The organism is Streptomyces morookaense, assembly GCF_013030945.1.
GTDB lineage: Bacteria > Actinomycetota > Actinomycetes > Streptomycetales > Streptomycetaceae > Streptomyces > Streptomyces morookaensis.
Genome location: NZ_JABBXF010000025.1, coordinates 75,783 through 102,608, shown reverse-complemented (window position 1 = coordinate 102,608; position 26,826 = coordinate 75,783). Strand labels below are relative to the sequence as shown.

Genomic DNA, 26,826 nt, shown 5'->3' with positions numbered 1-26,826 from the left:
AAGGAACCGGGAATGGCTGGTCGGACCTCCCCCGAGTATCCATGCTGGCCTGATGGCGCCTTGTCATTGCCCCCTGCGCTCGGACCGGCAGACCCATTGATATCACTTCGACGGGCTTGCCCAGAAGCGGGGTTGAACCACCGTCACGTCCGGCCGTGCGTGTTCTTCGCCACTCGGGTCGCAGTCGACGGTAATGGTGCGCCCTTGCCGTTTTCGCTGTGCGATCATGCGCTGTGCTGCGGCAACTGCAGCCATTTGTCGGGTCTTTGGGGGATCTGTGGGGGACTCTTTGCGGATTCTTTGTGGACCCGCGAAGTTTTGAGGGGATATGAGAAACGAAATAGCGATGGCGAGCGCGCCTCGTGCGCGCCTCGTACGCAAGAGACTTGCGGCGCTGGCTGCCCTGACCATGGCGGCGACTGTTTTCGGCACGACCTGGGCGCAGGCGGCCCCGGCCGACCCCGCAGGACCGCCGCTTCCGGACAACGCGCGTGCGCAGGCGGTCCAGGCCTGGCAGCTCGGGGGAATGGCGACCAAGGACGCCGCCGCCAAGGCACTGACCGGCTCGGGCGACGACCTCCGCAACTTCCTCCAGCAGGGGCTCGACCGGGCCACTGCCGAGGACGAACGCGCGGCCGTCCTGAAGCTGCTCTCCTCCGGAGGATCCGGTTACCGTGCGGCCGCGGAGAAGGCGCTGGACGGATCGGACGCGGACATCCACGCGTTCGTCAAGAGCGGTTACAAGAACCCGACGGACGACGACCGACGCGTTGCCGTCCTGTCGGTGCTGAACGACGGTGGGCCCGGTGTGCGCGCCGCGGCGCAGAAGGCGCTCGACGACGGTTCCGAGCAGGCGCTGGACGCCTTCCTCCAGACCGGACGCGAGCAGGCCCAGGAAGAGGACGAGCGGGTCCAGACCCTGGCCATCATGCACGCCGGCGGTCCGGAGGTGCAGAAGCTCGCCCAGCGCGCGCTGAACGGATCACCGCAGGACGTCAGGGACTTCCTGCAGACCGGCCAGTACCTGGCTCGTTCGCGTGACCAGGAGACGCTGACCGTCTCCCAGCTCGCGGGTGTGGCCACGGAGGCGGGCAAGCGGGCCCAGCGCGAGACCAACGCCGCCAAGGAGGCCGGTGCGCGCGCCGACGAGGCCGCGACCAAGGCCAAGGAGGCCGCCCAGAAGGCGGCCAAGGAGGCTGCAGCCGCCAAGGGCGACCTCCAACGCACCGGCGAGGCCGCCAACCGCGCCGCCGCTGCCGCGGAGGGCGCGGCCGAGGCGGCGCAGACGGCGATCGAGGCCTCCAACACGGCCGTCTCCGCGGCCCAGACGGCTGCGGCAGCCGCTCAGGCCGCCGCAGCCGCCGCCGCTGCCGCCGGCGAGGCGGCAGCACGCGCCTACAACGCCGCCTCCGCAGCCGGGAACGACGCGAGCCAGGCGTCGGCGGCCCGCAAGGCTGCCGAAGCGGCACGCGACGCGGCCAAGAACGCCGAGAACGCCGGAGCGGCCGCCGACGACGCCGCTGTGGCGAGCGAGAACGCCAGCAAGGCCGGTATGTCCGCCGCGAGCGCCGCACGGAACGCCGCGGACGCGGCCAGCGCCTCGGCGGACGCCAGCGCTTCCGCCGGCGAGGCCACCGAGCAGTCGCGCCGGGCCCGCCGGGCCGCCGATGTCGCCAACGACGCCGCCGCCGTGGCCACCGATGCGGCCCAACGGGCCCAGTCGCTGTCCAACGCGGCCGCCGCGGCCGCGCACGACGCGCACGACGCCGCCATGAGTGCCGCGACCCACGCCAGGAACGCCGCCAAGGACGCCGACGAGGCCGCCGACCAGGCGGGCAAGGCCAAGGACTGGGCGAACAAGGCCACCGAGCACGCCAACAACGCCGCGGATGCCGCCAAGGCGGCCTCCGCCGCGGTCACGAAGGCGCAGAACGTCGAAAAGCTCGCCCGCGACAGCGAGAAGGCCAAGCTCGACGCCGACACGAACCGCGGCATCGAGGAGGCGAAGAAGCTCGCGAAGGCCGACCAGGACGATCACAGCGACCTGTCCAAGGCGCAGAACCAGGCCGCCGTCACCGACGAGGCGACCAAGCAACTCATGGCCAAGGCGTCAGCGCCCGGGATCGACACCGCGACCATGGTCGACCTCGGCCGTAAGGCTGCCGTGAATCTGCTGGGCAACACCGGCAGTTGGACCCGGACGGCCGCTGCCGCCGCCCTCGCCGGACCTGACGACGCCGTCGTCTCCTGGGTCAAGGCGGACTACCAGCAGGCCCAGCAGCAGGACGACCGCGAGAAGGTCCTGGCCCTCGCCCGGGTCGGTGGTCCCGCACTGGCCGACGCGGCTACCAAGACCCTGCAGAGCAACGACCCTGGTGCGGCTGAGAAGTTCCTCACCGAGGGTGTTTACACCATCCAGGCCGAGGACTACCGCGTCCAGATCCTGGCGCTCATGCACAACGGGGGCAAGGCCGTCAACGATGCGGGCAACGCCGCCCTGAACGACGGCAGCGTCAAGGCCCTGTACGCCTTCCTGAGCACCGGCTATCGTCAGGCCCAGGGCGAGGACGACCGCGTCCAGACGCTCGCGCTCATGCACGACGGCGGCGCCAACATGCAGGCGGCCGGCCAGGTCGCGATGAACGGCCCCGCCTGGATGCAGCACGACTTCGTCACGCGCGTCCGTTACAAGGCGGCACAGCTGGACGCGGACACGGCCAGCCACGTCCAGGCCGTGGAGTCGATGATCGCCACCGCCGCCCGTACCGCGGCGACGGCGAACCAGAACGCCTACCTGGCCTCCCAGGTGGCGGCCAAGGCCCACAACAGGGCCAAGGAAGCCGGGGAGTGGGCCGACAAGGCCCGTAGCTCGGCCAACGAGGCCGGTGACTACGCCCAGCAGGCGCAGGCCAAGGCTCGCGAGGCCGACGCATCGGCGGCATCCGCGGCGGACTCCGCCAAGCAGGCCAAGGCCGCCGCCGTCACGGCCCAGCAGGCCAGCCGCGAGGCCAACTACTCGGCCGAGCAGGCTTCTGTCTCCGCCGACGAGGCCGTGGCCTCGGCGGCGAACGCCCAGGCCTCGGCCGACAGCGCCGGCCAGTCGGCCACGGCAGCCGGCCAGGATGCCGCAGCGGCCAACAAGGCTGCCGGTGAGGCCAAGGCCATCGCGGTGCAGAAGCGCCAGGCCGAAGAGGCGGCGAAGGCCGCCGAGTTGGCGCGGCAGGCCCACGAGAACGCAGACAAGGGCACCAAGCCGTCCGACGACCCCAAGTACGACAAGGCTCCGTCCGTCGGCAATGAGTGTGTGAAGGACGACACCCACAAGTGCGACGGCAAGGACTGGGCGCGCAGCGGTGCCCAGTGGTTCAACCGCGCGAGCACCGTTCTCGGTACGGCGGCGGCGATTTCGGCTGCCATCCCTGCCGCGGACGCCGTTGTCACGCCCGTTCTGGGCGGGGCATCCATGATTGCGGGCGGAATCAGCGCCGGGCTGGCCTGGTACGCCGATGGTTTCGGCAGCGATGCAATGATGAGCGCGGTCACCGGCATGGCGCTCGGCAAAATCGGAAATTTCGGCAGCGGGGCGATCTGGGCGGGCGCCCGCGTCCTTGAGGACGGCACAAAGGTGATATCGGGGATCGAAAGGACGGCCCATGTGATGCACCAGGCCATCTCCCCGATTGTCGGACTCTTCACTTGGTAGCCTGGCAGGGTTGCCGGTTCAGCAGACGATAAAAACTGTGGGGCCCGGGATGCGGGCCCCACAGAGTCAGGGAAGAGTGATGCCACAGCCTCCGTCCATTCCGTTGAACGCCTGGTGCGTCATCGCTGTCGCGGCAACGGTGCTTTTCCTACTGTTCTTCCTTCCGCTCATGCCGAACCGCCGGTACCGAATGCGGATGTTTCTGGGACCGGTGATCGGGATCGTGGTCACCGCTCTGAGCTCTCTCGTGAAGAATTTCAGCCCCGAAGTGGCGCTTGCGCTGTACTCCGCGGCGATCGTGGGATTCCCGCTGGGTTGCCTGGGGCGCCGGAAGGAGCTGAGGGAGAAGACCCTGGACATGGCCGAGAACGGCCAGAGCGCCAAGAACGCCTGGTCCAAAGGACTCCAGCAGCAACTGGTCGTGGTGATCATCGTGGTGGCCCTGGTCGGATCGTGGCTTTCGATGGCCTCGTGAATCCCCACCCGCACACGGCGAAGCCCTCCGGTTCCCCGAGGAACCGGAGGGCTTCGGGCATGTTCCGGGATCACCACCCGCCCGTCAGCCGCAACCCCCGGCTGAAGTCCGCATCCCCCCGGTTCACCCACTCGTACAACACCCCCGACGCATCGCTCCGCGCCACAAGATGCGCCGTGCCGCCCCCGTAGAAGGCACCGGCAGCGGTTTCGGAGTAATTCCAGTCGCCCGTCAGCACCTTGGGGCGGCCGAACGTCCCGTCGCCGTTCCCCGTCCACAGGTACAAGGTGCCGTCACCGCCCCTGGCGATGAGGTCCGCCCTGCCGTCCCCCGTGAAGTCCCCGGCCACCGTCTGGGTGTAATTCCAGTCGCCCGTCAGCTTCTTCGGGCGGCTGAACGTACCGCCCCGCTCACCGGTCCACAGATACAGGTCGCCTTTCGCGTCGCGCGCGACGAGGTCCGCGATGCCGTCCCCCGTGAAGTCCGCCGCCGCGGTCTGCGTGAAGTCCCAGCCGTCGGTGAGGAGTCGGGGCCTGTCGAAGGTGCCGTCGCCCCTGCCCGCCCACAAATAGAGCTTGGCGTCGGCGTCCCGGGCGATGAGGTCCGCCTTGCCGTCGCCCGTGAAGTCGCCCGCCACGGTCTGGGTGTAGTTCCAGTCGCCCGTCAGGAACACCGGCTTCTCGAACGTGCCGTCGCCGCTGCCCTTCCACAGGTACAGCTCGCCCCGGGAGTTGCGGGCTACGAGGTCGGCGACGCCGTCCCCGGTGAAGTCCGCTGCCGCGGTCTGGGAGAAGTTCGGGGTGAAGGGCGCCGGGGCGGGGGAGCCGGTGGCCGCGTCCGCCAGGGCCTGGCAGCCGTTGTCGTTGAAGTGCAGGTGGTCCGCGGGGTCGGGGTAGGCCCCGAACAACCGCTGGTTGTCGAGGGGATCGCGCGTGGCCCGGTCGAAGTCGAGGCGCGCGTCGACGTCGTGTGTGCTGCGGATGTACGCGTTGACTTCCTGCCGCACCGCCTCCCGCTCGGCGGTGAAGTACGCCGAACCCTTGAACGGCGGGATCGTGGCCGCCGTGAAGCCGATGCCCGCGGAGTGGGAGCGCGCGGCCAGCTGCCTTATGCCGGCGATGAGTTCGGGGCTCTTCGCATTGTCGAGCACGATGTCGTTGATGCCCTCGTAGAGGACGACGGACTTGACGTTCGGCTGGGAGAGGACGTCACGGTCGAAGCGCTTGAGGGCGCTCGGGCCGTACACCGAGGCGATCCCGGGCCTGCTGTCGTGGTCCGAGAGCAGGCGGTTCGCCGAGATGCCGGCGTTGACCACACCCATCGGCCGGCCGAGGGCCCGCAGGTTGCGCGCATAGGCGTCGGGCCATCGGCGGTCGGTGTCCGGAGTCGAATGCCCGCCGTCCGTCTGGGAGTCGCCGATGGCGACGACGGTCCCGCCGCTGCCGCTCCCCGTCACATCGAGGCCGCCGAGGAAGGCCCAGTGCTCGAACCGGGCGGGGAAACCCCCGCCGTCCGTCTCCTCGGTACGGTCCGCCGAGTCGCCGTCCGCCGATATGTAGGACGTGGTCAGCGCGTACTCGTGGAACGGCACCGAACGGACCGGGTCGGGGAGGTGGATGCTGACGAGCAGGTCCTCGCCGGCGTCGACCGGGAACGCGGCCGGATCGCTGAAGACGCTCTCCCCGGGCCCGATCACGGTCCGCCGGGCGCCCCCGAAGGTCAGGGTGAGCGGTACGGCCCGGGCCGTACCGCCGCTCGCCCGGCGGGCGAGCGTGGCATGGCCGATGGTCACCGGCTCCTTGCTGAAGGTGTTCACCAGCTGGATGCGCGCGGTGCTGCCGCCGACGCTCGTGTGCACGACCATGCGGAGGGTCTGCCGGCCGGTGATCCCCGTCTCGGCGGCCGACGCCGCCGCCATCGCGGTGCCCCAGGTACGGGTCCACTGCGCGGCGCCGTCGGCGGCGTGTGCGGGATGGCCGAGGGGAGCCGTGGCGCTTGCCGCGCAGGCCAAGGCCATGACGGTGGCCAGGCGGAGAAGTCTGCGCACTGTGTCTCCTTCGGGATGGGGCGGCGCGGGCCTGATCATTTCAACGCCGGGCATCATGGACCCCATGCCCACGGACGCCCCCACCACCCCCGCCACGGACCGCCACCACATACGAACCCCCGCCCCCGCGAGTCTCGTCGTCACGCTCGTGCTCGGGGCGCTCACCGCCCTGCCGCCGCTGTCCATGGACATGTACCTCCCGGCCCTGCCGGAGGTCACCGGGGCCCTGCGCAGTCCCGCCGCCACCGTGCAACTCACGCTCACCGCCTGCCTCATGGGGATGGCGCTCGGGCAGCTCGTCGTGGGGCCCATGAGCGACAAGTGGGGGCGGCGGCGGCCGCTGCTCGCCGGGATGGTGGTCTATGTGATCGCCACCGCCGCCTGTGCCCTCGCGCCGGATGCCACTGTGCTCATCGGGTGCCGGCTCGTACAGGGGCTGGCCGGTGCCGCCGGGATCGTCATCGCGCGGGCCGTCGTGCGCGATCTCTACGACGGCGTGGCCATGGCCCGGTTCTTCTCCACGCTGATGCTGATCTCCGGCGTGGCCCCCGTCGTCGCGCCGCTCATCGGCGGCCAGGTGCTGCGGCTGACGGACTGGCGCGGGGTGTTCGTCGTCCTCACGGTGGTCGGCGCGCTGCTCTGCCTCGTCGTCTGGCGCGGGATCCCCGAGACGCTGCCGCCGGAGCAGCGCCACGACGGCGGTGTCGTCCAGGCCCTGCAGACCATGCGCGGGCTCCTCGCCGACCGCGTGTTCACCGGCTACATGCTCGCGGGCGGGTTCAGCTTCGCCGCGCTCTTCGCCTATATCTCCGCCTCGCCGTTCGTGATTCAGGACATTTACCACGCATCACCCCAAACCTTCAGTCTGCTCTTCGGGCTCAACTCGGTGGGGCTCGTCCTCGTCGGACAGATCAACGGCAAGGTCCTGGCCGGGCGCTTCTCCCTCGACGCGGTCCTCGGCATCGGCCTCGCCGTGGTCGTCCTCGCCGCCGGTGCGCTGCTGCTCATGACGTCCGGCGTGTTCGGCCGGCCCGGGCTCGTGCCCGTCGCCACCGGGCTGTTCGTCCTGATGTCCGCCATGGGACTCGCCATGCCCAACACCAGCGCCCAGGCGCTGATGCGCTCCCGCAATGCCGCCGGCTCCGCCTCCGCCCTGCTGGGTACGTCCACTTTCCTTCTGGGTGCGGTCGCCTCGCCGCTGGTCGGCATCGCGGGCGAGCACACGGCCGTGCCGATGGCCGTCGTGCAGCTGGGTTGCGCGCTGGCGGCCGTCGTCTGCTTCGCGGGGCTGTGCCGTCCGTGGCAGCGCAGGGACGCCGCATAGAATGCGGCAAATGCACGCCCCCGCACACGCGCCGACCGGCGAGACCCTGCGCGCCGCCCTCGCCGGCCTCCTCGACGGGCTGCCGCCCCGGCAGGCCGCCCAGGCCGTCGAGCGGCTGATCGCCAACTACCGGGGGCGCACCCCCACCCACACCCCGGTGCTGCGCGACCGGTCCGACGTCGCCGCGTACGCGGCCTACCGCATGCCCGCCACCTTCGAGGCCGTCTGCTCGGCCCTGGGGGCGTTCCGGGACCGGCTGCCGGAGTTCGTCCCCGCCACGCATGTGGACGTCGGCGGCGGGACCGGCGCCGCCACCTGGGCCGTCGCCGCGGCCTGGCCCGAGGGCACGCACCGCACCACGGTCCTGGACTGGGCCGAGCCGGCCCTGGCCCTGGGTGCCGAACTCGCGGGCGGCGCCGCCTCCGAGGCCCTGCGCACCGCGCAGTGGAAGCGGCAGGCGATCGGCGCCTCGCTCGCCCTCCCCGACGCCGACCTGGTCACCGTCTCCTACGTCCTCGGCGAACTCACCGAGGGCGGGCGGCGCGCGGTGACCGACGAGGCGGCCCGCGCCGCCTCGGCCGTCGTCATGATCGAACCGGGTACCCCGGACGGCTACTTGCGGATCATCGAGGCCCGCGACCGGCTGATCGCCGCGGGCTTCCGCGTGGTCGCCCCCTGCCCGCACAGCGCGGCCTGCCCCATCGAGCGGGGCACCGACTGGTGCCACTTCTCCGCCCGCGTGAGCCGTTCCTCGCTGCACCGGCAGGTCAAGGGCGGTTCGCTGGCGTACGAGGACGAGAAGTTCTCGTACGTGGCCGCCGTGCGCACCGGCGAGGTGCCGCCCGCCCCCGCCCGCGTGGTGCGCAAGCCGCAGATCCGCAAGGGCCAGGTCCTCCTGGAGCTGTGCACCCCGGAGGAGGGCCTGACCCGCGAGACCGTGACCAAGCGCCACGGTCCCCTCTACAGGGACGCCCGCGACACCGACTGGGGCGACAGCTGGCCGCCTGCGGCGGGTGACGACGGCGCCTGACGCAGCTCCTGCGTGCAGCACTTGACGCTGCCGCCGCCCTTGAGCAGCTCGCCCAGGTCCATCCCGAGCGGTTCGTAGCCTCTCTCCCGCAGCGGGCCGAACAGGCCCACCGCCGCCTGCGGGAGCAGCACGTGACGCCCGTCGGAGACGGCGTTCAGGCCGAGGGCCGCGGCGTCCTCCTCGGTGGCGATCAGTGCGTCGGGGAACAGCCGCCGCAGCACGGCCCGGCTGCCCGCCGAGAAGGCGCCGGGGTAGTACATGACCTCGTCGCCCGCCTCGTCCAGGACGCACAGCGCCGTGTCCAGGTGGTAGTAGCGGGGGTCGACCAGGTCGAGCCCGATGACCGGGCGCCCGAAGAACTCCTGGGCCTCGGCGTGCGAGAGCGGGCTGCTGCGGAAGCCCCGCCCGGCCAGCAGCCAGGAGGCGGTGACGGCGAAGTCGCCCTCGCCCTCGTTGATATGGGCCGGTTCGTGCACCTCGGTGTATCCGTGCGTGCGGAACCACTCCAGGTGCACCTCCGCCTCGGCCCAGCGCTCGGGGTGGGCGAAGCGGGCGCCCAGCACCCTGCCGTCGACGACCGTGGCGCCGTTGGCCGCGTACACCATGTCGGGCAGGCCGGGGCGGGGGTCCAGCTCCTCCACGGTGTGGCCGAGGGCGCGGTAGCGGTCGCGGAGTTCTTCCCACTGGGCGAGCGCGAGGGGCAGATCGACCGGTTTGCCCGGGTCCATCCACGGGTTGATCGAGTACGTCACCCGGAAGTGCACCGGCGGGCACATCAGATAGCGACGCGGGGTGAAAGCACGCTGGGTCGTACGCAAGTCGCGCTCCTCACAGTGGGGTTGGGCACGTGCGGTGTCCCGCACGTGCCCAAATGGTCCACGTTCGGCGACCTGCGCGCATGAACCGTACGGGTGGTTTAGCGGTGGCTCTCCCGTGCCCTTTCCCCCGCCCCCTGAAGGCGATACGTTCCGTCTCACCCTCTCGCTACACTCGCACGTCATGACCGCCAAGACGCCCGACTCCACGCGCCGCAGCGAGCGTTCCCGCCGCGCGATCCTCGACGCCGCCCTCGAGCTGGTCGGCGAGAGCGGATACCAGCGCCTCACCATCGAGGCCATCGCCGCCCGCGCGGGCGTCGGCAAGCAGACGATCTACCGCTGGTGGCCCTCCAAGGCCGCCGTCCTCTTCGAGGCGTGCCTGCCCGAGGGCACCGACGCCGAGAGTGTCGAACTGCCCGACACCGGCGACCTGGAGGCCGACCTCAAGACCGTCCTGCGGGCCACCGTGGACGAGCTCAACAACCCGCGCCTGGACGCCCCCACCCGCGCGCTGACCGCCGAGTCGCAGAACGACCTGCAGCTGGCCAGGGCGCTCACCGAGAAGGTTCTCGAACCCCAGCTCCAGGCCTACGTGCGCCGGTTCCGCACGGCACAGCAGGCCGGGCAGATCGACGCCCGCACCGACCCGCGCATCGCCGTCGAACTCCTGGTGGGCCCGCTCTTCCACCGCTGGCAGACCCGCACCTTCCCGCTTACCCACGAGTACGCGGACACCGTCGTCGACCTCGCCCTCCGCGGCCTCGCCCCGCGCTAGGGGGTGTCCCCGGCGGCGTTCCGAGCGGCCGGTCTCACACCCCCCGGATGCGCCCGGCGGTCACACCGGGCGCAGGATGGTGGCAGCATTGACCGGAGACCGCGGTCGAAGTGAGGGGATAGATGGAACGCAAGAGCAGATTCTCCCAGTGGCTGCGCCGCCCCAGGAGCGGAGCGGGCGGCGATACGGGCCCGGGGGCGGCACAGGCCGCCCGTGAGGAGCTGCTCCTGGCCGCGGCCGCCGCGGGCTTCCCCCTGGCCCCGGCCGCGCACCCCTCGGGCTACGGCTGTTCCTGCGAGCGCATCGGCTGTCCGACCCCCGGCCGGCATCCCGTCTCCTTCGCCTGGCAGACCCTCGCCACCACGGACGCCGAGAAGGTGACCAAGTGGCTGCGCTCCCAGCCCGAGGCCAACTTCGTCACCGCGACGGGCATCGCCCACGACGTCCTCGACGTGCCCGCCGAAGCGGGCCGCCAGGCCCTGGACCGGCTGCTCGCGGCCGGCGTCGACGTCGGCCCCGTGGCCACCGTCGACCCCGACCGCATGCTCTTCTTCACCGCCACCCGCGGCACCCCGGACGACGAGGACGAGTGGTGGCCCTGCGAGCTGGACTGCCACCCCGAGACGATGGACGAGCACCCCGGCCTGCGCTGGCACTGCCGCGGCAGCTACGTCCTGCTCCCGCCCTCACAGCTGCCGGGCGACGGGCGCGTGCAGTGGCTGCGCGGCGCCGAACGCCCGCTGCCGGACCCGCTGACGCTGCTGGAGGCCCTGACCGACGCCTGCGCCCAGTACGCGGACGGTCGTTCGGACCACGAGCACGCCCCCTGGCCCATCGGCCACTGAGGATCACCGAGGACCCCGGGCTACTCGCCCCTGGCGGCCGTCAGCGACTCGATCCGGTTGAGGAAGACGGCCCGGCCGCTCGCGGGCACCTGGACCGCGGACTCCGAGACCCGCGTGAACGTCACCGCGGTCCTCAGGTCGCCCGTCAGCAGCGCCTTCGTGCGCGCGTCCGAGACGGTCGGGGTCACGCCCTGGGCCATGGTGCGCTTCTCCCGGTGGTGCGCGGTGACGAACACCAGCGCACCGCCGTCCTTGGTGCGCAGCGCCGGGGACGGGAAGCCGGGGGCCCCGTCGGGTGTGTCGATGAACTCGGTCCAGAAGTTGGGGGTACGGGCCAGCGGCGCGCGGTCCGCGCGCAGCCCCGAGGTGGCCGGGCCGTCGGCGAAGACCGTGCCCTTGCCGGTGCGCAGGTAGTCGGCGTACGCCCCGCTCAGCGCACCGGGGGCCGCGGCGAGCCCGTCCGCCTCGCGGGCCGGCACGGCCTGCGCGTACCCGTCGGCGTCCGTCACGAACGCCGGCACCCTGCCGTCGGCGAGCAGCGACAGGTACGCCGCCTTCCAGGGCTTCCCGGCGCCGGCGCGGGTGAAGACCACGAGCCAGCGGTTGCCGTCGCGGTTGCTGCGGGTGTCGGCGACGAAGAACTTCGGCCAGCCGGCCATCTTGGGAATCGTGAAGCGGGCGTCGTCCAGCACGAGCGCCGGGTAGCCCGGGTTGCCGCCGGGCGTCGCCGCCCGCTGGACGGCCAGGTCGGCCCGGCCTATCTCGGCCAGCGCACCGGTCTCGACCCGGTCCACGAGGGCCGGGTCGAGCCTGCGGTACGCATCCGTGTAGCCGTCGGTGAAGCGCTTGAGGACCCCGGCGGCCTCAGCCCTGGACGTCGCCGGGATGACCGCCCGTTCGCCGTGCACCGTCATGCACCCGGTCGCTGTCGTCACGAGCACCGTCAGCGAGAGCAGGGCTCCGAACACCCGACGTGGCGGCCGGCGTCTCATGGTGCGTGGACTCCTCGGTTGCGGCAGGGGACGGCTGCGCAACCCTAGCCCGGGCGGGCAGCAAGAACACCACGAGGGTCGGCACCAGATACAGCGCCCACACCGCGACCTGCAGCCACGTCGGGTCGGGCTGGAAGTTGAACACGCCCTTCAGCAGCGTCCCGTACCAGCTGTCGGCGGGCACCTGCTCGCCGACGTCGAAGGCCTTGCTCCCCAGGCCCGGCAGGATGCCGGCCTCCTGCAGGTCGTGGAAACCGTAGGCGAGCACGCCCGCCGCGACCACGACGAGCATGCCGCCGGTCCACGTGAAGAACTTCGCCAGGTTGATCTTCAGCGCGCCGCGGTAGAACAGCCAGCCCAGCACCACGGCCGTCAGCAGCCCCAACAGGGCGCCGACGAGCGGCCGTACACCGTCGTCCGTGGCCTGCACGGCCGTCCAGATGAACAGCGCCGTCTCCAGGCCCTCCCGGCCGACGGCGAGGAAGGCCGTGACGACCAGCGCCGTGGTGCCCATCGCCAGCGCCGCGTCCAGCTTGCCGTGCAGCTCCTTCCTCAGGTGCCGCGCGGTGCGCCGCATCCAGAAGACCATCCACGTCACCAGGCCGACCGCGACGACCGACAGCGAGCCGCCGAGCGCCTCCTGAGCCTCGAACGTCATGGTCTGCGAGCCGTACTGGAGCACCGCGCCGAAGCCCATGCTGAGCAGCACCGCGACGGCGATGCCGGTCCACACCGGCGGCAGGGCGTCCTTGCGGCCGGTCTTGACCAGGTAGGCGACGAGGATGCAGACGACCAGGCTGGCCTCCAGCCCCTCGCGCAGGCCGATCAGGTAGTTGCCGAACACGCGGCGTCCCCTTCTGTGCAGTTGCCGGTCACGCGAACAGGGCCCGGCCCCACCAGTCGTCCTTGTCCCGGACGCCCGGCGGGACGGCGAAGACCGCCGAACCCACGTGCTGGATGTACTCGTTGAGGGCGTCCTTCGCCGCGAGCCGGCGCTGCAGCGGGACGAAGCCGTCCCGGACGTCGCGCTGGTAGGCGATGAAGAACAGGCCCGCGTCCAGGCGGCCCAGGCCGTCCGTGCCGTCGGTGAAGGAGTAGCCGCGGCGCAGGATCGTCACGCCGTTGTTGCTGTCCGGGTGGGCCAGCCGCACATGGGCGTTGTCCTTCATGGCCTTGAGGTTGGGCTCGTCGTGCTCGCGCTGCTTTCCCTGCGGGGCGCCCTCGGCCTTGGTGCGGCCGAAGGTGTCCTCCTGGTCCTTCAGCGAGGCGCGGTCCCAGGTCTCGATGTGCATCCGGATGCGGCGCGCGACGAGGTAGGAGCCGCCGGCCAGCCAGTCCGGGCCGTCCTTCTCGCTCACCCATACGTGCTTGTCGAGCCGGTCGGTCTCGGTGCCGGCGATGTTCCGGGTGCCGTCCTTGAACCCCATCATGTTGCGCGGTGTCTGGGCGTCCGGGGTAGTCGAGGACGTCTTGCCGAACCCCAGCTGGGACCAGCGGATGGCGACCCGGCCCATGCCGATGCGGGCCAGGTTGCGGATCGCGTGCACCGCGACCTGCGGGTCGTCCGCGCATGCCTGGACGCACAGGTCGCCGCCGCTGCGGGCCGGGTCGAGGTTGTCGCCGGGGAAGGCGGGCAGGTCGATCAGGGCCTGCGGACGCCGGGACTTCAGCCCGAAGCGGTCCTTGCCGTCCTTCTCGAACAGCCCCGGGCCCACGCCGAAGGTCAGCGTCAGCCGGGAGGGCTTGAGACCGAGGGCCTCGCCGGTGTCGTCCGGCGGCAGTTCTGCGTTATCGGCGTAGTCGCTGCTCTCACCGTCGCCGACCTCCCGCCCCGCGGTCATCGCCGCGGCCGCGGCCGTCCACTCCTTCAACAGGGCGACGAGCGCGGCCCGGTCGGTGGTGGTCACGTCGAAGGCCGCGAAGTGCAGCCGGTCCTGGACGGGCGTGGCGATACCGGCCTGGTGGGCGCCGTGGAAGGGCACGGCGTCACCGGCCGAGGCGGCGGGCTGCGAGCCGTCGCCGAGCCGCAGGGCGGCGGCGGTGCCGCCCGCGGCGGCCGCGCCGAGGGCGAGCCCGGCGCCGCCCCAGCCGAGCAGGGTGCGGCGCGAGGGGGAGGCAGTCGTCGTCTCGTTCATGTCCCCGGCCCTACTTCGCGACGGCCGCGGCGAGCTTGGACAGCGGCTCGGACAGGGCGTTGACCACGTCCGAGAGCTTCTTGCGGTCGTCCTGGCCGACGGTGTCGTAGGCCTTGAAACCGTCGCCCTCGCGGTAGCCGTCGAGGGCCTTCTTCACGGCATCGAACTGCTTGTCCAACTCCTGCACGAGCGCGGCGTCGTGCCGGGCGGCGACGGGCTTGAGGAGCCCGTACGCCTTCTCGGCCCCCTCCACGTTGGCCGCGAAGTCGTCGAGGTCGGTGTGGCTGTAGCGCTCCTCCTCACCGGTGATCTTGTTCCGGTAGACCTCGTCGAGGAGCTCCTTGGCGCCGTTGGCCATGCCGGTCGGGGTGAGCTCGGCGGTGCCGACGCGCTTGCGCCAGTCCTCCAGATCCTTCATCAGCTGCCCGGCGAGCGCCTTGTCCTCGTCGGTGATCTTCTGGTCCTGCCAGAGGGACTTCTCCAGCCGGTGCCAGCCGGTCCACTTCTGGTCCTTCTCCAGGCCGTCCTCGCGGACGTCGACCTTCGGGTCGATGTCGCCGAAGGACTCGGCGACGGGCTCGGTGCGCTCCCAGCCGGTGCGGGAGGACGCGTAGGCCTTCTTCGCCGCGTCCAGGTCGCCGCTCGTGACGGCGTCGGCGAACTTCTGCGCCGCCGCGACGCTCTCGTCGGCCTGCTCCTGCACGTAACGGCGGTATTCGGCCACCGCCTTGTCCAGCTCCGGGTCGCTCTTCTTCTGCGCGCCGCCGCCGGTCACGGTGATCTTCTGGCGGATGCCGTCGCCCTTCATGCCGGGCTTGCAGGCGATCTCGTACGAACCGGCCTTGATCGTCGCGGTGATGTCGGCCTTGGTGCCCGGGCCTATGTTCTCGCGCTCGGTGACGATCCGGTCGTCCGGTGCGTAGACGTAGACCTCGGTGACCTTGGAGCCCTTGTTCTCGATGGCGAGCGTGACATGCCCGGCCGGGAACGAGGTCTTCGAGACCTCGCATGCGTCGTCGGTGGCGGTCACCTTGACGGCCTCGGAGTCCTTGGCGTCCGACTTCTTGGCGCAGCCGGACACGGCGGTGAAGGCCGCGATGACCGCTACGGCGGCGGCTGCGGAGGAGCGGAGGGCGCGCATGCGAAGGACTCCAGGCATGGTCGAAGAGGGCGGATCACCTTAATTAGGCAGCCCTAACTTATATGAGGCTTGCCTTTCTCTTTACCGCGGGTTGGTGTGACGCTGGTCTCACGTGGCCGGATTTCGCCGTGGGCGTCGCGGCACCGCCAACGGGCCCGCGGCGCCCGGAAGATCGACGACGTCGACCGGCTGCCCGTCGGCCACGGCGTCTCCCGCCGCGGCGCGCTCGCCCTGGCGGGCGGCGCGGTCGTGTGCTCGGGGAACTGCGCGACCGGCCACAACCGGCCCGCAGTTGCACTCGTTCCTCCGCCGGCGGAGCCCTACGCGCTCAGGGGGAACTCCCGCCCCAACGCCTGGAACACGGCGGTGTTCAGCGCGAAAGCGCGCCGGCACTCCTCGACCACCCGCTGCTTCTCCAGATCGTCCACCGGCAGCGCGTCCAGCAGTTCGCGGTACTCCCGCTTGAACGCCGCCGGGTTGCCGATCCCGTCGAAGACGTAGAAGCGCACCCCGTCCCCCTTGCGTGCGAAGCCCCACGTCTTCTCGGCCGTGCCGCGGATGATCTGGCCGCCGGAGAGGTCTCCCAGATAGCGCGTGTAGTGGTGGGCCACGTAACCCGCGGGCCAGGTGCGGGCGCATTCCTCGATGCGGGCCGCGTACGCCGCTGTGGCGGGCAGGGGCTGCAGGCCCGTGCGCCAGGCGGGGCCGCCCAAGTGGGCCAGGTCGCGCTCCAGTTGGGCGGTGCGGGCGAGCTCCGGGCGGATGAAGGGGCCGGCCACCGGGTCGGCCGCCAGGGCCGCGGACGCGGACTCCAGGGCGCGGTAGACGAACCAGAGCTGCTCGGTGTAGCGGCGGTAGGCCGCCACCCCCAGCCGTCCGCCGAGCATGTCGCTCATGAAGGAGGAGTTCTCGGCCTCCGTGTGCTGCTCGTGGGAGGCGGTGCGGATGAGGGTGGAGAACGGGGTGTCCAAGGCGGACCTCCGGTGACGGGGGTGCGGGAAGGCCGGTTCTTCCTACTTAGGCTTACCTAAGCCAATGTGTTCCCGACGTGCTGTCGGTAAAACCCTATCGGCCGCCCCGCCGCTCCGCAGGAGTTACGGCAGCGTCAGAATCTCCGCACCCGTCTCCGTGACCACCAGCGTGTGCTCGAACTGTGCCGTCCGCTTGCGGTCCTTGGTGACGACCGTCCAGCCGTCCTCCCACAGGTCGTAGTCGTACGTGCCCAGCGTCAGCATCGGCTCGATGGTGAACGTCATGCCCGGCTGGATGAGGGTGTCGTGGTGCGGGCTGTCGTAGTGCGGGACGATCAGGCCGGAGTGGAAGGACGAGTTGATGCCGTGACCGGTGAAGTCCCGGACGACGCCGTAGCCGAAGCGCTTGGCGTACGACTCGATGACGCGGCCGATGATGTTGATCCGGCGCCCGGGCTTGACCGCCTTGATCGCCCGGTTCAGCGCCTCGCGCGTGCGCTCCACCAGCAGGCGGGACTCCTCGTCCACGTCGCCGCACAGGTACGTGGCGTTGTTGTCGCCGTGCACGCCGCCGATGAAGGCCGTCACGTCGAGATTGACGATGTCGCCGTCGCGCAGCACGGTCGAGTCGGGGATGCCGTGACAGATCACTTCGTTGATCGACGCGCACAGCGACTTGGGGAAGCCGCGGTAGCCGAGGGTCGAGGGGTAGGCGCCGTGGTCGCACATGAACTCGTGCGCGACCCGGTCCAGCTCGTCCGTGGTGACGCCGGGGGCGATGTGCTTGGCCGCCTCCTCCATCGCCTGGGCGGCGATGCGGCCGGCGATGCGCATCCGCTCGATCGTCTCGGCGTCCTGCACCTCGGGGCCGGTGTACGGCGTCGGGGCGTCCTTGCCCACGTACTCGGGACGCGCGATCGAGGCGGGGACGGAGCGGGTGGGGGAGAGTCTCCCCGGAACAAGAAGCGACTGGCCAGACATGTCTGCGAGTGTAGAAGAGACGGAGAGGGGACCTTCGATGGCGCTGTTCAGGAAGCGTACGGCCGGCAGGCCGGGCGAGTGGTACTACTGCCTGAAGCACGGCACGGTGGAGGAGGGGCCGGAATGCCGTGCCGCTGACCGCTTCGGTCCTTACGGCACGCGGGAGGAGGCCGCCCACGCCATGGAGACCGCTCGGGAGCGGAACGAGGAGTGGCGGGAGGACCCGCGCTGGAAGGACGAGGACTGAGGGCCGGTCCGTCGTCGGCTGCGGGCCGTCCCGGGCTGCTCGCGCGCCCCTGACGGGGCGCCCCGTCAGGCCGCCGTGGCGAGCTTCCCCTCACGGGCCCGCACCGCGTGCGGGTCCGTGCGCTGGTCGTACGACAGCAGCTTCGGCAGGGACAGCGCCAGCAGGCCCACCCCCGCCACGCACGCCAGGCCGCCCGCCCATACGGACGCCCGTACGCCGGCCAGTGCGGCGGTACCGCCCGCCCGGACCTGGCCCAGTTGCGGGCCGGCCGAGTAGGACAGCAGCTCGATGCCGGCCAGGCGGCCCCGTAGTTCGTCCGGGATCGTCTGGTCCCACATCGCGGAGCGGAACAGACCGCTGATCATGTCGCAGCCGCCCGCGACGGCCAGGAAGAGCAGCACCAGCCAGACGTTGTGCATCCAGCCCGCCACCGCCATCGCGCCGCCCCAGCCCGCCGCCGCCAGGACCACCATGCGGCCGTGCCGGTGGATGCGCGAGGCCCACCCGCTGGTGACGCTGACGGCCAGTGAACCGGCGGCGCCCGCCGCGTACATCAGACCCAGCGCCCAGGGGGCGTGCAGCTCGTCGGCCAGGAACGGGAAGACGGCCGTGGGGAACGCGAAGAACATCGCCGTCAGGTCGATCGCATACGTGCCCAGCAGCTCCTTACGGCTCCATGCGTAGCGGCCGCCCTCCAGGATGCCGCGCAGCGACGGCTTCTCGGCGTCGTGCGAGGCGGGGGAGGGGGCCATGGTCATGATCAGGGCCGCGGAGACCACATACGTCAGCACGTCCAGCCCGTAGGCGAACGGCAGTCCGGCGTAGGCGATGAACACCCCGGCCAGCGCGGGGCCGGCGATGGCGCCGATCTGCCAGCGCATGGAGTTGAGCGCGATGGCGGCGGGCAGCTGCTCGTGCGCGACGATGCGCGGCACGATGGCGTGCAGGGCCGGGCGCTGGAGCCCGTTCAGTGCGCTGGTCAGCGCGGCCACCACGTACAGCGGCCAGATCATCGGGTGCGGCAGCAGCGTGTTGAGCAGCAGGAGCGCGCTCAGGACGGTCAGACCGAGCTCGGTCCACAGGATCAGCGCGCGGCGGTCGAGGGCGTCGGCCAGTGCGCCGCCGTAGAGCCCGAAGACGATCAGCGGGACGAGTTCGACGGCGCCCACCGCGCCGACCGCGAGCGTCGAACCGGTCAGCTCCTTGAGCTGGAGCGGGACGGCCACGAAGGTCAGGAAGCTGCCGAAGACCGTCACCAGTCCCGCCAGCCACATGCGGCGGAAGTCGGGGGAGGCGTACCACGGCGTGAGGTCGGGCAGGAGCGCCCGCAGGCGGCCGGAGGGAGGGGGATGGTCGTCGTCGGTCACGAGGGACGATGGTCGCGGGTCGGGGTGAAGCGCCGCAAACGGTTTTCCGGGGCCGGCCCGGTCACCACCGGGTCGGCGGCGGGGCGGTCAGCTGCTCCGCGAGCCGGGAGAGCCGGTCCCGGAAGCGCCGGCCGTGCCCGGGCGGCGGGCTGTTCTCCCCGGCGGCCGCGCTGACCAGGTGCTGGACCATGTCCAGGTCCATCACCGAGGAGGCGGGCACGGAGAGGGCGTCGTGGGCGAGGGAGTGCAGGTCCGCGTCCGCGCCCTCCTCGGCGTCGTCCAGCGCGAGGACGGTCGCGCCGCCGCGCCGGGCGTCGTGCACCCGCTCCAGCAGGCCCGCTCCGGGTCCGCCCTCGGCCACCACCAGCACCGTCTCCCCGCGGCGCGCCGCCTCCAGCCGGCCGAGGCCCACGGACAGATGGGCCGGGCTGCGCGGCGGGACCCGGTGCCGGACGAGCGTGGGGGACAGCTGGGGCAGGCCGGACCAGGCCGCCTCGTCGTCCAGGTGGGCCGCCAGGTGCCACGGCTCGTACTCCGCCGTGCCGACCAGCAGCAGGCCGCCGTCGTCGCGGGCGACCGAGGTGCGCAGTGCGCCGGCGAAGCGGCGGGTGTCCTGCAGCCACTCGGTCCCGGCGAGCACTTCCCGCAGCAGCGCGACCCGTACGGCGTCCATGGCCCCGCATCCTGCCGCAACGGCCGTGCGCGGATGGCCGGTTGCGTCGGTTCTCACCCGATCGTGACAGTATCGCTGTCATGACTATTTCTGATGGTGCGAACGGTGCGAACGGTGCTGTGAAGAAGGCTCCCGCGAAGGACCCGTGGGACCTTCCCGATGTTTCCGGCCTGGTGGTCGGCGTCCTCGGCGGCACCGGCGACCAGGGCCGCGGTCTGGCCTACCGGCTGGCCAAGGCGGGGCAGCGGGTGATCATCGGTTCCCGTGCCGCGGAGCGGGCGCAGACGGCCGCGGCCGAGCTGGGCCTGGGCGTCGAGGGCGCCGACAACGCGGAGTGCGCGCGGCGCAGTGACATCGTGATCGTCGCGGTGCCGTGGGACGGGCACGCCAAGACCCTGGAGGCGCTGCGCGAGGAGCTCGCCGGGAAGCTCGTCGTCGACTGCGTCAACCCGCTGGGCTTCGACAAGCAGGGCGCCTACGCGCTGAAGCCGGAGGAGGGCAGCGCCGCCGAGCAGGCCGCCGCGCTGCTGCCGGAGTCGCGGGTGACGGCCGCCTTCCACCATCTGTCCGCGGTGCTGCTGTCCGACCCGGAGATCGCGGAGATCGACACGGATGTGATGGTGCTGGGCGACAAGCGCGCCGACACCGACATCGTGCAGGCGCTGGCCGGCCGCATCCCCAGTATGCGCGGCGTCTTCGCGGGCCGGCTGCGCAACGCCCACCAGGTGGAGGCGCTGGTCGCCAACCTGATCTCGGTGAACCGCCGCTACAAGGCGCACGCGGGGCTGCGGATCACGGACGTGTAGGGCGCCCACGACCCGCCCCCGTCGTACGGCGGGACGCATGGGGGACAATGTCCGGGCACGTACCGCCCCCGGATCAGGAGCCGAGCCCATGCCCCGCCTCGCCCTCTACGCCCTCATCGTCTGCGCGCTGTCGCTCACCGCAGCCGTCGTCTCGTTCGTGGAGGGCAGCTGGCTCGGCATCATCTGGATCCTGCTGCTCGGCGTCTCGTCCAACATCGCCTGGTACTACGTGCGCAAGGCGAAGAACGACCGCGCCGCCGAGCAGGCCGCCGCCGGGCGCTAGGCGCCCAGCGACGGGATGTCCGGGGTGCCCTGCCAGAAGCGGAACAGTTCCTGGCCCCAGTAGGTGTCCCACGGGGTGACGCCCAGGGCGCGCAGGATCGCGTCGATCATGTCGAAGAAGGCGTGGTTGACCTCGGGGATCCACAGGAAGCCGAAGACGGCGAGCAGGCCGAACGGGGCGAACGGCTCGACCTGGCGCCGCACCTTGTACGACAGCCAGGGCTCGATCACGCCGTAGCCGTCCAGGCCGGGCACCGGCAGCAGGTTCAGGATCGCCGCCGAGACCTGGAGCAGGGCCAGGAAGCCGAGCGCGTAGCGGAAGTGGTCCGGCACGCCGTCCATGGCGTCCAGCCAGAACGGGGCGGTGACGACGAGCGCGAAGAGGACGTTGGTCAGCGGGCCGGCCGCCGAGACCAGGCTGTGCTTCCAGCGGCCCCTGATGCGGTGCCGCTCGATGAAGACCGCGCCGCCGGGCAGGCCGATGCCGCCCATGATGACGAAGATCACCGGCAGCACGATGCTCAGCAGGGCGTGCGTGTACTTGAGCGGGTTGAGGGTGAGGTATCCCTTTTCCCCGATCGAGATGTCCCCGCCGTGCAGGGCGGTGCGCGCGTGCGCGTATTCGTGCAGGCAGAGCGAGACGAGCCATGCCGAGACGATGAACAGGAAGACGCCGAAGCCCGGGCTGGCCGCGTAGTCGGTCCACACCGCCCATATGGAGACCGCCATGATGGCGACGAGGGCGAGGAAGACGGGGCTCACTCGCCCTTCGCCGCGGACCGCGGGGGATGCCATGTTGTGTGTGCTCCTGGGGTGAACGTACCGGTGGTGTACCGGGAGACGGTACTTCGTCCCGCAGGGGAATTGTCGCGGCCCCCTGTGCGGGCCGGGGGAGAATGGGGCCGTGCGTTACGGCATCCTCGGCACCACCCAGGCCCATACCGACGACGGCGGCCCCGTCGCGCTCGGCGGCGCCCGCCTGCGCGCGCTCCTGGCCGCGCTCGCGCTGCGGCCCGGGCGGACGGCGACCGTGGCGGCGCTGGTCGACGACGTGTGGGACGGCGATCCGCCCGCCGACGCGGCCGGGGCGCTGCAGGCGCTGGTGGGGCGGCTGCGGCGGGTGCTGGGCCGGGAGGCGGTGGCCTCCGCGGCCGGCGGCTATCGGTTGTGCGCCGAGCCGGACGACGTCGATCTGTACCGCTTCGAGCGGCTCGCGGACGAGGGCGAGCGGGCGCTCGCCGACGGTGACCCGGCGAAGGCGGCGGTTCTCCTCGACGACGCGCTCGCGCTCTGGCGCGGGCCCGTCCTGGCGGACCTGCCCGGCGGGGGCGGTGCGGCCGGGCCTGCGGCCCGCGCCGGGTCCCGCCATCATGAGGTGCGGCGCGCCCGTCTGGCCGTTGCTGTTGCCCTTGGCCATGTGGGCCAGGTCCTCCCGGAGCTCTCCGAGTTCTGTGCGGCGCACCCGCTGGACGAGCCACTCCAGGCCCTTCGCCTGCGGGCGTTGCGAGCGGCCGGGCGGCCGGCCGAGGCGCTTGCCGCGTACGAGGAGATACGGGTGGCCCTCGCGGAGCGGCTGGGCACCGATCCGGGGGCCGAACTGCGGGCGCTGCATGCGGAGTTGCTTGCTCCGGTGTCCGGCGACTGCGGGTCTGTTGTGGCTGGTCGCGCAGTTCCTCCCCCAGCTACCGCTGGGGGTACCCCCAGCGCCCCTTACGGGGCGCCCGGCGAGGTGGCAGGTGGGGCGCCGACCCCCGGGAACCTTCGTGCCCGGCTCACCTCCTTCGTCGGGCGGGAGGGTGAACTCTCCCTCATCCGCGGCGACTTGGCCGCGCACCGGCTCGTCACCCTGCTCGGGCCCGGCGGTGCCGGGAAGACGCGGCTGTCGCAGGAGGCCGCCGAGGCCGCCGCGCGGACGGACGGGCGGTGGCCCGACGGGGTGTGGTTCGCCGAGCTCGCGCCCGTCGACGAGGGCGGGACCGCCGAGGACGTCGTCGAGGCGGTGTTCACCGCGCTCGGGGCGCGCGAGACCGTGGTGCGCAGCCCCGCGGCCGAGGGGCTGCGGGCCGCCACGGACTCCGCGGCGCTCGACCCCGTCGAGCGGCTCGCCGAGCTCTGCGCGCGCCGCCGCATGCTGCTCGTCCTGGACAACTGCGAGCACGTCGCCGACGCCGCGGCCCGCGTCGCCGAGACGGTCCTCGCCCACTGCCCGGGCGTCACGGTGCTGGCCACCAGCCGCGAGCCCCTCGCCGTGCCCGGTGAACTGGTGCGGCCCGTCGAGCCGCTGCCCGATCCCGTCGCCCTGCGGCTGCTCGCGGAGCGCGGTGCGGCCGCCCGCCCGGGGTTCCGGGTCGCGGACGACCCGGAGGCGTGCGCCGAGATCTGCCGCCGCCTGGACGGGCTGCCGCTCGCCATCGAACTCGCCGCCGCCCGGCTGCGGATGCTCACCCCGCGCGGCATCGCCGACCGCCTCGACGACCGTTTCCGCCTCCTCACCTCCGGCAGTCGCACCGTCCTGCCCCGTCAGCAGACCCTGCGCGCGGTCGTCGACTGGTCGTGGGACCTGCTCACGGAGCCCGAACGCGCCGTGCTGCGCCGCCTGTCGGTGTTCGCGGGCGGCTGCGGCCTGGAGGCCGCGGAGGAGGTGTGCGCGGAGGGGATGGAGAGAGCCGACGTGGCGGTGCACCTGGGCTCGCTCGTCGACAAGTCCCTCGTCGTCGCCGCCCCCGCCGCCGACGGGCAGATGCGCTACCGGCTGCTGGAGACCGTGGGGGAGTACGCCTCCGAGAGGCTCGACGAGGCCGGCGAGCGCGCCGCCGCGATGCACCGCCACCTGGTCTTCCACCGCGAACTCGCCCGCACCGCCGACCCGTTGCTGCGCGGCCCCGGGCAGCGCCGCTGGCTGGAGCGCCTGGAGCTGGAGCACGACAACATGCGCACCGCCCTGCGGCACGCGGTGGCCACCCGGGACGAGCACGAGGCGCTGTGTCTGGTGCACTCGCTGGGCTGGTTCTGGCAGCTGCGCGACCACCGCAGCGACGGCCGCCACTGGGCGGAGGCCGTGGCCGCCCTGGGCCCCGACCCCTTCGCGGAGCCCGTCGCCCCGGCCCCGCCGCTGCTCGCCGGGTGCACGGACGCGCCCCCGCCCATGTCGCCCGAGGTGCTGGAGGAGGCGCGCCGCGGGGTGCGGCTGATCGCTCTGGGCTGCGCCGATTCCGACATGCGGGAGCTCGGCGCTCCGGAGATGCAGCGGCTCCTGCACAACATCGTCGAGGCGTACGGCGAGGGACAGCCGCAGAACTGCCGTACGCCCGGCTGGATGTGGTTCTACGCGACGCTGGTGACCAGCTCCGTCGACGATCTCCGCGACGTCGTCGACACGGCCGTGGAGCGCTGCCGCCGCTTCGGCTACGCCTGGGAGCTGGCCAACGCCCTCCAGATGCGGGCCAGGCTGGTGAACCACGACATCGGTCAGGCCGCGCAGGACGCGGACGAGAGCCTGGAGATCTTCCGCCGGCTCCAGGACTCCTGGGGCGTGGCCGAGGCCCTGTCGGGACGGGCCGAGGCGCGCGAGCGGCGCGGTGAGTTCGTGGCGGCGGCCGAGGACTACCGGGAGGCCATGGAGCACGTCCGGGCGCTCGGCTCGGAGGGGCACGTGTGCGTGCTGCGCGCCCGGCTCACCGATGTGCTGCTGGAGCTGGGGGAGATCGGCGCGGAGGAGGCCGAGGCGACCCTGCGCGAACTGCTGACGGCGGCCGAGCGGTTCAATGCCGACGCCACCGTCTTCATCCGGCTGAACCTCGCCGTCCTGTTCGGCCGCACGGGGCGCACCGGCGCGGCGCGGGAGTTGCTCACGGAGCTCTTCGGCGAGTTCGAGGGGCGGGCGGTGGCGCTCTTCGAGGCGCTGATGAACGGGCTGTTCGCGTGGCTCGACACGCTGGAGGGCCGCCCGGCGGAGGCGCTGCCCCGGGTGCGCAGGGCGCTGGGGAAGGCCGACGATCCGCTGGGCTCGCTGATCGCACCGCAGATGCGGGTGGTCAATATGCTGCACGGGGCCCACGCCCATGCCGTGCTGGCCGGCGAGGAGCACGCGCTGACCGCTGCCCGCCTGCTGGCCGCGGCCGCGGCGCTGCGCCCGACCGGCTTCTGCGTCGCCGTGCACGAGCGGGAGATCCGGGACCGGACGGAGTCCCTGACCCGCGCCGTCCTCGGCGACGAGGCCTACGGGCGTGCCTGCGCCGAGGGCGCCCGCCTCTCCCCTGCCGAGGCGGCCGCCCTCGTCTGACGCCGGACCGGTAGGACCCGCCCCGACGTCACGTCTTCTTGCGGAACTTGGCGACCGCCAGCGGCGCCATGACGGCGGTGATGCCCACCGACCACGCCAGCACCAGCCACACCGAGTGGGCCACCGCTCCTCCGTTGACGAGGGCACGGGCGGCGTCGGCGAGGTTGGCGAGCGGGTTGTAGTCGGCGAAGGCCTTCAGCCAGCCGGGCATGGTGCTGGTCGGCGCGAAGATCGAGCTGGCGAACTGCAGCGGCATCAGGACGATCATGGCGACCCCCTGGACGGCCTGCGCCGTCTTCATGGTCAGGCCCAGCAGGATGAAGATCCACATGAGGGCGGCGCCGAAGACCATGCTGAGCGCGACGGCGGCCAGTAGGTGCAGCACGGACGTCTTGAGCGTCAGCCCGAGGGCGAAGCCCATGCCCAGCTGGATGGCGCTGGCGACGATCATCCGGCCGACCTCGGTCACGATCTTCGCGACGAGCACGGAGGACCGGGCGATGGGCATCGTCCGGAACCGGTCCATCACGCCCTTGCGGAAGTCCTCGTTGATGCCCGTGCCGACGGCCATCGCGATGTTCATGCTGGTCATCGCCATCAGGCCGGGCACCAGGTAGTTGACGTACGCGCCCTGGTTGCCCTTGCCCGCGATGGCGCCGCCGAAGACGTAGACGAACATCAGGGTGAAGATGATCGGCATCATGACGACGTCGAACATCGACTCCGGATCCTGCTTGATCTGCAGGGCGTTGCGGCGCACGAGCGCCGAGATGTGCCGCAGGTTGCCGCGCAGTCCGATGCGGGGCTCGCGGGCGGGCGCCGGTGCGGGCGCGGTGATCGTTGCCGCGCTCATGCGGCGGCCTCCTGGAGTGCGTCGGTGCGGTCGTGCGGGGCGGGGGCGGACGACGCCTTCTGGCCGGTGACGGCCAGGAAGACCTCGTCGAGGCTGGGCAGATGGGTGCTGATCCCGGCGATGAGGAAGCCGCGCTCGGCCAGCATCCCGAGGACGGCGGTCAGTTGCATGTCGCTGACGATCGGGACGTTCACCACGCCCTCTGCCTCGTCGGGGGTGGCACCGGCGATGCCGTCGAGCCCGGCGCGGGCCACCGCCTCGGCCATGCGCGGCAGTTCGGCCGGATCGGCCGGGCGGATCTGGAGGGTGCGGCCGCCGACCTTGGCCTTGAGCTCGTCGACCCGGCCGCCCGCGATCACGCGCCCGCGGTCGACGACGGTCAGCTCGTGGGCGAGCTGCTCGGCCTCCTCCATGTACTGCGTGGTGAGCAGCACGGTGCTGCCCTCGGCGACCATGCGCTGCACCTCGCCCCACACCTCGTTGCGGGTGCGCGGGTCGAGGCCGGTGGTGGGCTCGTCGAGGTAGAGCACGGCGGGCCGGCCGATCATGGAGGCGGCCAGGTCGAGCCGGCGGCGCATACCGCCGGAGTACTGCCCGGCCGGCCGCCCGGCGGCATCGGTGAGGGAGAAGCGCTCCAGCATCTCGTCCGCCCGGTGGCGGGCGTTCTTGCGGGAGAGGTCGAGCAGCCGCCCGATCATGTAGAGGTTCTCGCGGCCGGAGAGCTTCTCGTCGACCGAGGCGTACTGGCCGGTCAGCCCGATGACCCGGCGCAGCGCGCGGGGCTGGGACAGCACGTCGTACCCGGCGACGCGGGCGGTGCCGGCGTCGGGCCGTATCAGCGTGGAGAGGACTCTGACCAGCGTGGTCTTACCGGCCCCGTTGGGCCCGAGCACCCCGAGCACGGTGCCTTCGCGCACATCGAGGTCGACCCCGTCCAGGGCCCGTGTCTCCCCGAAGTGCTTGACCAGGCCGCGGACTTGGACGGCGATGTCTTTCTGCGTCATGTCCACAACGGTGGCAGGTGCCACCGACAAGGGACCGACAGATTGCCGACAGCGCCCCGTCCACGCCCCTTGCGG

The 26,826-nt window shown here is 72.0% G+C and carries 23 protein-coding genes; 10 read left to right on the top strand and 13 right to left on the bottom strand.

The genetic code is table 11. The features are described 5' to 3' along the window. Positions 1–328: 328 nt before the first annotated feature. Positions 329–3,703, top strand: coding sequence for an ALF repeat-containing protein (locus HG542_RS12785; RefSeq protein WP_171080753.1), 3,375 nt, complete (start codon positions 329–331; stop codon positions 3,701–3,703). Positions 3,704–3,899: 196 nt separating this feature from the next. After that, positions 3,900–4,178: a hypothetical protein gene (locus HG542_RS12780; RefSeq protein WP_171080752.1), complete on the top strand. Its 279-nt coding sequence runs from the start codon at positions 3,900–3,902 to the stop codon at positions 4,176–4,178. A gap of 70 nt (positions 4,179–4,248) precedes the next feature. Here the strand turns inward: HG542_RS12780 and HG542_RS12775 are convergent, their stop codons facing one another. After that, the gene (locus HG542_RS12775; protein WP_171080750.1) at positions 4,249–6,225 is read right to left on the bottom strand and encodes an FG-GAP-like repeat-containing protein; all 1,977 of its coding nucleotides are present in this window, start codon (positions 6,223–6,225) and stop codon (positions 4,249–4,251) included. Between the two features lie 55 nt (positions 6,226–6,280). Between HG542_RS12775 and HG542_RS12770 the strand changes: the two genes are divergently transcribed. Continuing rightward, positions 6,281–7,549 (top strand): multidrug effflux MFS transporter, encoded by a 1,269-nt coding sequence (locus tag HG542_RS12770; RefSeq protein ID WP_171080748.1) that lies wholly within the window; start codon positions 6,281–6,283, stop codon positions 7,547–7,549. 10 nt (positions 7,550–7,559) lie between these two features. After that, on the top strand, positions 7,560–8,579 hold the full coding sequence (locus tag HG542_RS12765; RefSeq protein WP_171080747.1) for a small ribosomal subunit Rsm22 family protein: 1,020 nt from the start codon (positions 7,560–7,562) through the stop codon (positions 8,577–8,579). Here HG542_RS12765 and ddaH read toward each other — a convergent pair. Then, positions 8,510–9,397 (bottom strand): dimethylargininase, encoded by an 888-nt coding sequence (gene ddaH, locus HG542_RS12760; protein ID WP_358346289.1) that lies wholly within the window; start codon positions 9,395–9,397, stop codon positions 8,510–8,512. The two genes, HG542_RS12765 and ddaH, sit on opposite strands and share 70 nt — an antisense overlap. 181 nt (positions 9,398–9,578) lie before the next feature. Between ddaH and HG542_RS12755 the strand changes: the two genes are divergently transcribed. Then, positions 9,579–10,172: a TetR/AcrR family transcriptional regulator gene (locus tag HG542_RS12755; protein ID WP_171080745.1), complete on the top strand. Its 594-nt coding sequence runs from the start codon at positions 9,579–9,581 to the stop codon at positions 10,170–10,172. A 122-nt stretch (positions 10,173–10,294) separates the two neighbouring features. Then, the gene (locus HG542_RS12750) at positions 10,295–11,017 is read left to right on the top strand and encodes a bifunctional DNA primase/polymerase (RefSeq protein ID WP_171080743.1); all 723 of its coding nucleotides are present in this window, start codon (positions 10,295–10,297) and stop codon (positions 11,015–11,017) included. 20 nt (positions 11,018–11,037) lie between these two features. On the opposite strand, the gene HG542_RS12745 is transcribed toward HG542_RS12750, so the two are convergent. From HG542_RS12745 to map, 6 genes are all read right to left on the bottom strand, one after another. Then, the gene (locus tag HG542_RS12745; RefSeq protein WP_171080741.1) at positions 11,038–11,931 is read right to left on the bottom strand and encodes an SCO2278 family lipoprotein; all 894 of its coding nucleotides are present in this window, start codon (positions 11,929–11,931) and stop codon (positions 11,038–11,040) included. Beyond that, the gene (efeU, locus tag HG542_RS12740; RefSeq protein WP_171080739.1) at positions 11,882–12,853 is read right to left on the bottom strand and encodes an iron uptake transporter permease EfeU; all 972 of its coding nucleotides are present in this window, start codon (positions 12,851–12,853) and stop codon (positions 11,882–11,884) included. Before efeU ends, HG542_RS12745 begins: the two co-directional genes overlap by 50 nt. A 28-nt stretch (positions 12,854–12,881) precedes the next feature. Next, entirely contained in the window at positions 12,882–14,144 is a 1,263-nt protein-coding gene (efeB, locus tag HG542_RS12735; protein WP_171080737.1) for an iron uptake transporter deferrochelatase/peroxidase subunit, read from the bottom strand. A gap of 10 nt (positions 14,145–14,154) precedes the next feature. Further along, the gene (gene efeO, locus HG542_RS12730; protein WP_171080735.1) at positions 14,155–15,285 is read right to left on the bottom strand and encodes an iron uptake system protein EfeO; all 1,131 of its coding nucleotides are present in this window, start codon (positions 15,283–15,285) and stop codon (positions 14,155–14,157) included. 320 nt (positions 15,286–15,605) lie between these two features. Then, positions 15,606–16,256, bottom strand: coding sequence for a biliverdin-producing heme oxygenase (locus HG542_RS12725; protein WP_171080733.1), 651 nt, complete (start codon positions 16,254–16,256; stop codon positions 15,606–15,608). Positions 16,257–16,379: 123 nt separating this feature from the next. Continuing rightward, positions 16,380–17,237, bottom strand: a complete 858-nt coding sequence (map, locus tag HG542_RS12720) for a type I methionyl aminopeptidase (protein ID WP_171080731.1) — start codon at positions 17,235–17,237, stop codon at positions 16,380–16,382. 37 nt (positions 17,238–17,274) lie between these two features. On the opposite strand from map, the gene HG542_RS12715 reads away from it, so the two are divergent. Beyond that, positions 17,275–17,484, top strand: coding sequence for a hypothetical protein (locus HG542_RS12715; protein WP_171080729.1), 210 nt, complete (start codon positions 17,275–17,277; stop codon positions 17,482–17,484). Between the two features lie 65 nt (positions 17,485–17,549). Here HG542_RS12715 and HG542_RS12710 read toward each other — a convergent pair whose 3' ends face one another. Both HG542_RS12710 and HG542_RS12705 read right to left on the bottom strand, forming a co-directional pair. Then, positions 17,550–18,851, bottom strand: a complete 1,302-nt coding sequence (locus HG542_RS12710) for an MFS transporter (RefSeq protein ID WP_171080727.1) — start codon at positions 18,849–18,851, stop codon at positions 17,550–17,552. Between the two features lie 61 nt (positions 18,852–18,912). Next, entirely contained in the window at positions 18,913–19,524 is a 612-nt protein-coding gene (locus HG542_RS12705) for a hypothetical protein (RefSeq protein ID WP_171080725.1), read from the bottom strand. Positions 19,525–19,604: 80 nt separating this feature from the next. Between HG542_RS12705 and npdG the strand changes: the two genes are divergently transcribed. Together npdG and HG542_RS12695 are read left to right on the top strand one after the other, a co-directional pair. Next, complete coding sequence (gene npdG, locus HG542_RS12700; RefSeq protein WP_171080723.1) at positions 19,605–20,330, top strand: NADPH-dependent F420 reductase; 726 nt, start codon at positions 19,605–19,607, stop codon at positions 20,328–20,330. 88 nt (positions 20,331–20,418) lie between these two features. Beyond that, the gene (locus HG542_RS12695; RefSeq protein ID WP_171080721.1) at positions 20,419–20,613 is read left to right on the top strand and encodes a hypothetical protein; all 195 of its coding nucleotides are present in this window, start codon (positions 20,419–20,421) and stop codon (positions 20,611–20,613) included. Here the strand turns inward: HG542_RS12695 and HG542_RS12690 are convergent. Beyond that, a complete protein-coding gene (locus tag HG542_RS12690; RefSeq protein WP_171080719.1) occupies positions 20,610–21,407 on the bottom strand; it encodes a site-2 protease family protein in 798 nt (265 codons plus the stop codon). The genes HG542_RS12695 and HG542_RS12690 overlap by 4 nt on opposite strands. 109 nt (positions 21,408–21,516) lie before the next feature. Here HG542_RS12690 and HG542_RS12685 point away from each other — a divergent pair, with 109 nt between their 5' ends. Beyond that, positions 21,517–24,894 carry an AfsR/SARP family transcriptional regulator gene (locus HG542_RS12685; RefSeq protein WP_171080717.1) on the top strand — a complete coding sequence of 1,126 codons (3,378 nt, stop codon included), beginning with the start codon at positions 21,517–21,519 and terminating at the stop codon, positions 24,892–24,894. Between the two features lie 28 nt (positions 24,895–24,922). Here HG542_RS12685 and HG542_RS12680 read toward each other — a convergent pair whose 3' ends face one another. Further along, positions 24,923–25,747: an ABC transporter permease gene (locus HG542_RS12680; protein WP_171080714.1), complete on the bottom strand. Its 825-nt coding sequence runs from the start codon at positions 25,745–25,747 to the stop codon at positions 24,923–24,925. Next, entirely contained in the window at positions 25,744–26,751 is a 1,008-nt protein-coding gene (locus tag HG542_RS12675) for an ATP-binding cassette domain-containing protein (protein WP_171080712.1), read from the bottom strand. Before HG542_RS12675 ends, HG542_RS12680 begins: the two co-directional genes overlap by 4 nt. Positions 26,752–26,826: the final 75 nt, after the last annotated feature.

Coding starts and splice junctions, on each gene's coding strand:
- HG542_RS12705 (WP_171080725.1), bottom strand. CDS start 19,524: ATGGACGCCGTACGGGTCGCGCTGCTGCGGGAAGTGCTCGCCGGGACC.
- HG542_RS12680 (WP_171080714.1), bottom strand. CDS start 25,747: ATGAGCGCGGCAACGATCACCGCGCCCGCACCGGCGCCCGCCCGCGAG.
- HG542_RS12755 (WP_171080745.1), top strand. CDS start 9,579: ATGACCGCCAAGACGCCCGACTCCACGCGCCGCAGCGAGCGTTCCCGC.
- efeB (WP_171080737.1), bottom strand. CDS start 14,144: ATGAACGAGACGACGACTGCCTCCCCCTCGCGCCGCACCCTGCTCGGC.
- HG542_RS12745 (WP_171080741.1), bottom strand. CDS start 11,931: ATGACGGTGCACGGCGAACGGGCGGTCATCCCGGCGACGTCCAGGGCT.
- map (WP_171080731.1), bottom strand. CDS start 17,237: ATGTCTGGCCAGTCGCTTCTTGTTCCGGGGAGACTCTCCCCCACCCGC.
- HG542_RS12750 (WP_171080743.1), top strand. CDS start 10,295: ATGGAACGCAAGAGCAGATTCTCCCAGTGGCTGCGCCGCCCCAGGAGC.
- HG542_RS12785 (WP_171080753.1), top strand. CDS start 329: ATGAGAAACGAAATAGCGATGGCGAGCGCGCCTCGTGCGCGCCTCGTA.
- HG542_RS12675 (WP_171080712.1), bottom strand. CDS start 26,751: ATGACGCAGAAAGACATCGCCGTCCAAGTCCGCGGCCTGGTCAAGCAC.
- efeO (WP_171080735.1), bottom strand. CDS start 15,285: ATGCGCGCCCTCCGCTCCTCCGCAGCCGCCGCCGTAGCGGTCATCGCG.
- HG542_RS12695 (WP_171080721.1), top strand. CDS start 20,419: ATGCCCCGCCTCGCCCTCTACGCCCTCATCGTCTGCGCGCTGTCGCTC.
- HG542_RS12780 (WP_171080752.1), top strand. CDS start 3,900: ATGTTTCTGGGACCGGTGATCGGGATCGTGGTCACCGCTCTGAGCTCT.
- HG542_RS12715 (WP_171080729.1), top strand. CDS start 17,275: ATGGCGCTGTTCAGGAAGCGTACGGCCGGCAGGCCGGGCGAGTGGTAC.
- HG542_RS12765 (WP_171080747.1), top strand. CDS start 7,560: ATGCACGCCCCCGCACACGCGCCGACCGGCGAGACCCTGCGCGCCGCC.
- HG542_RS12770 (WP_171080748.1), top strand. CDS start 6,281: ATGGACCCCATGCCCACGGACGCCCCCACCACCCCCGCCACGGACCGC.
- npdG (WP_171080723.1), top strand. CDS start 19,605: ATGACTATTTCTGATGGTGCGAACGGTGCGAACGGTGCTGTGAAGAAG.
- HG542_RS12690 (WP_171080719.1), bottom strand. CDS start 21,407: ATGGCATCCCCCGCGGTCCGCGGCGAAGGGCGAGTGAGCCCCGTCTTC.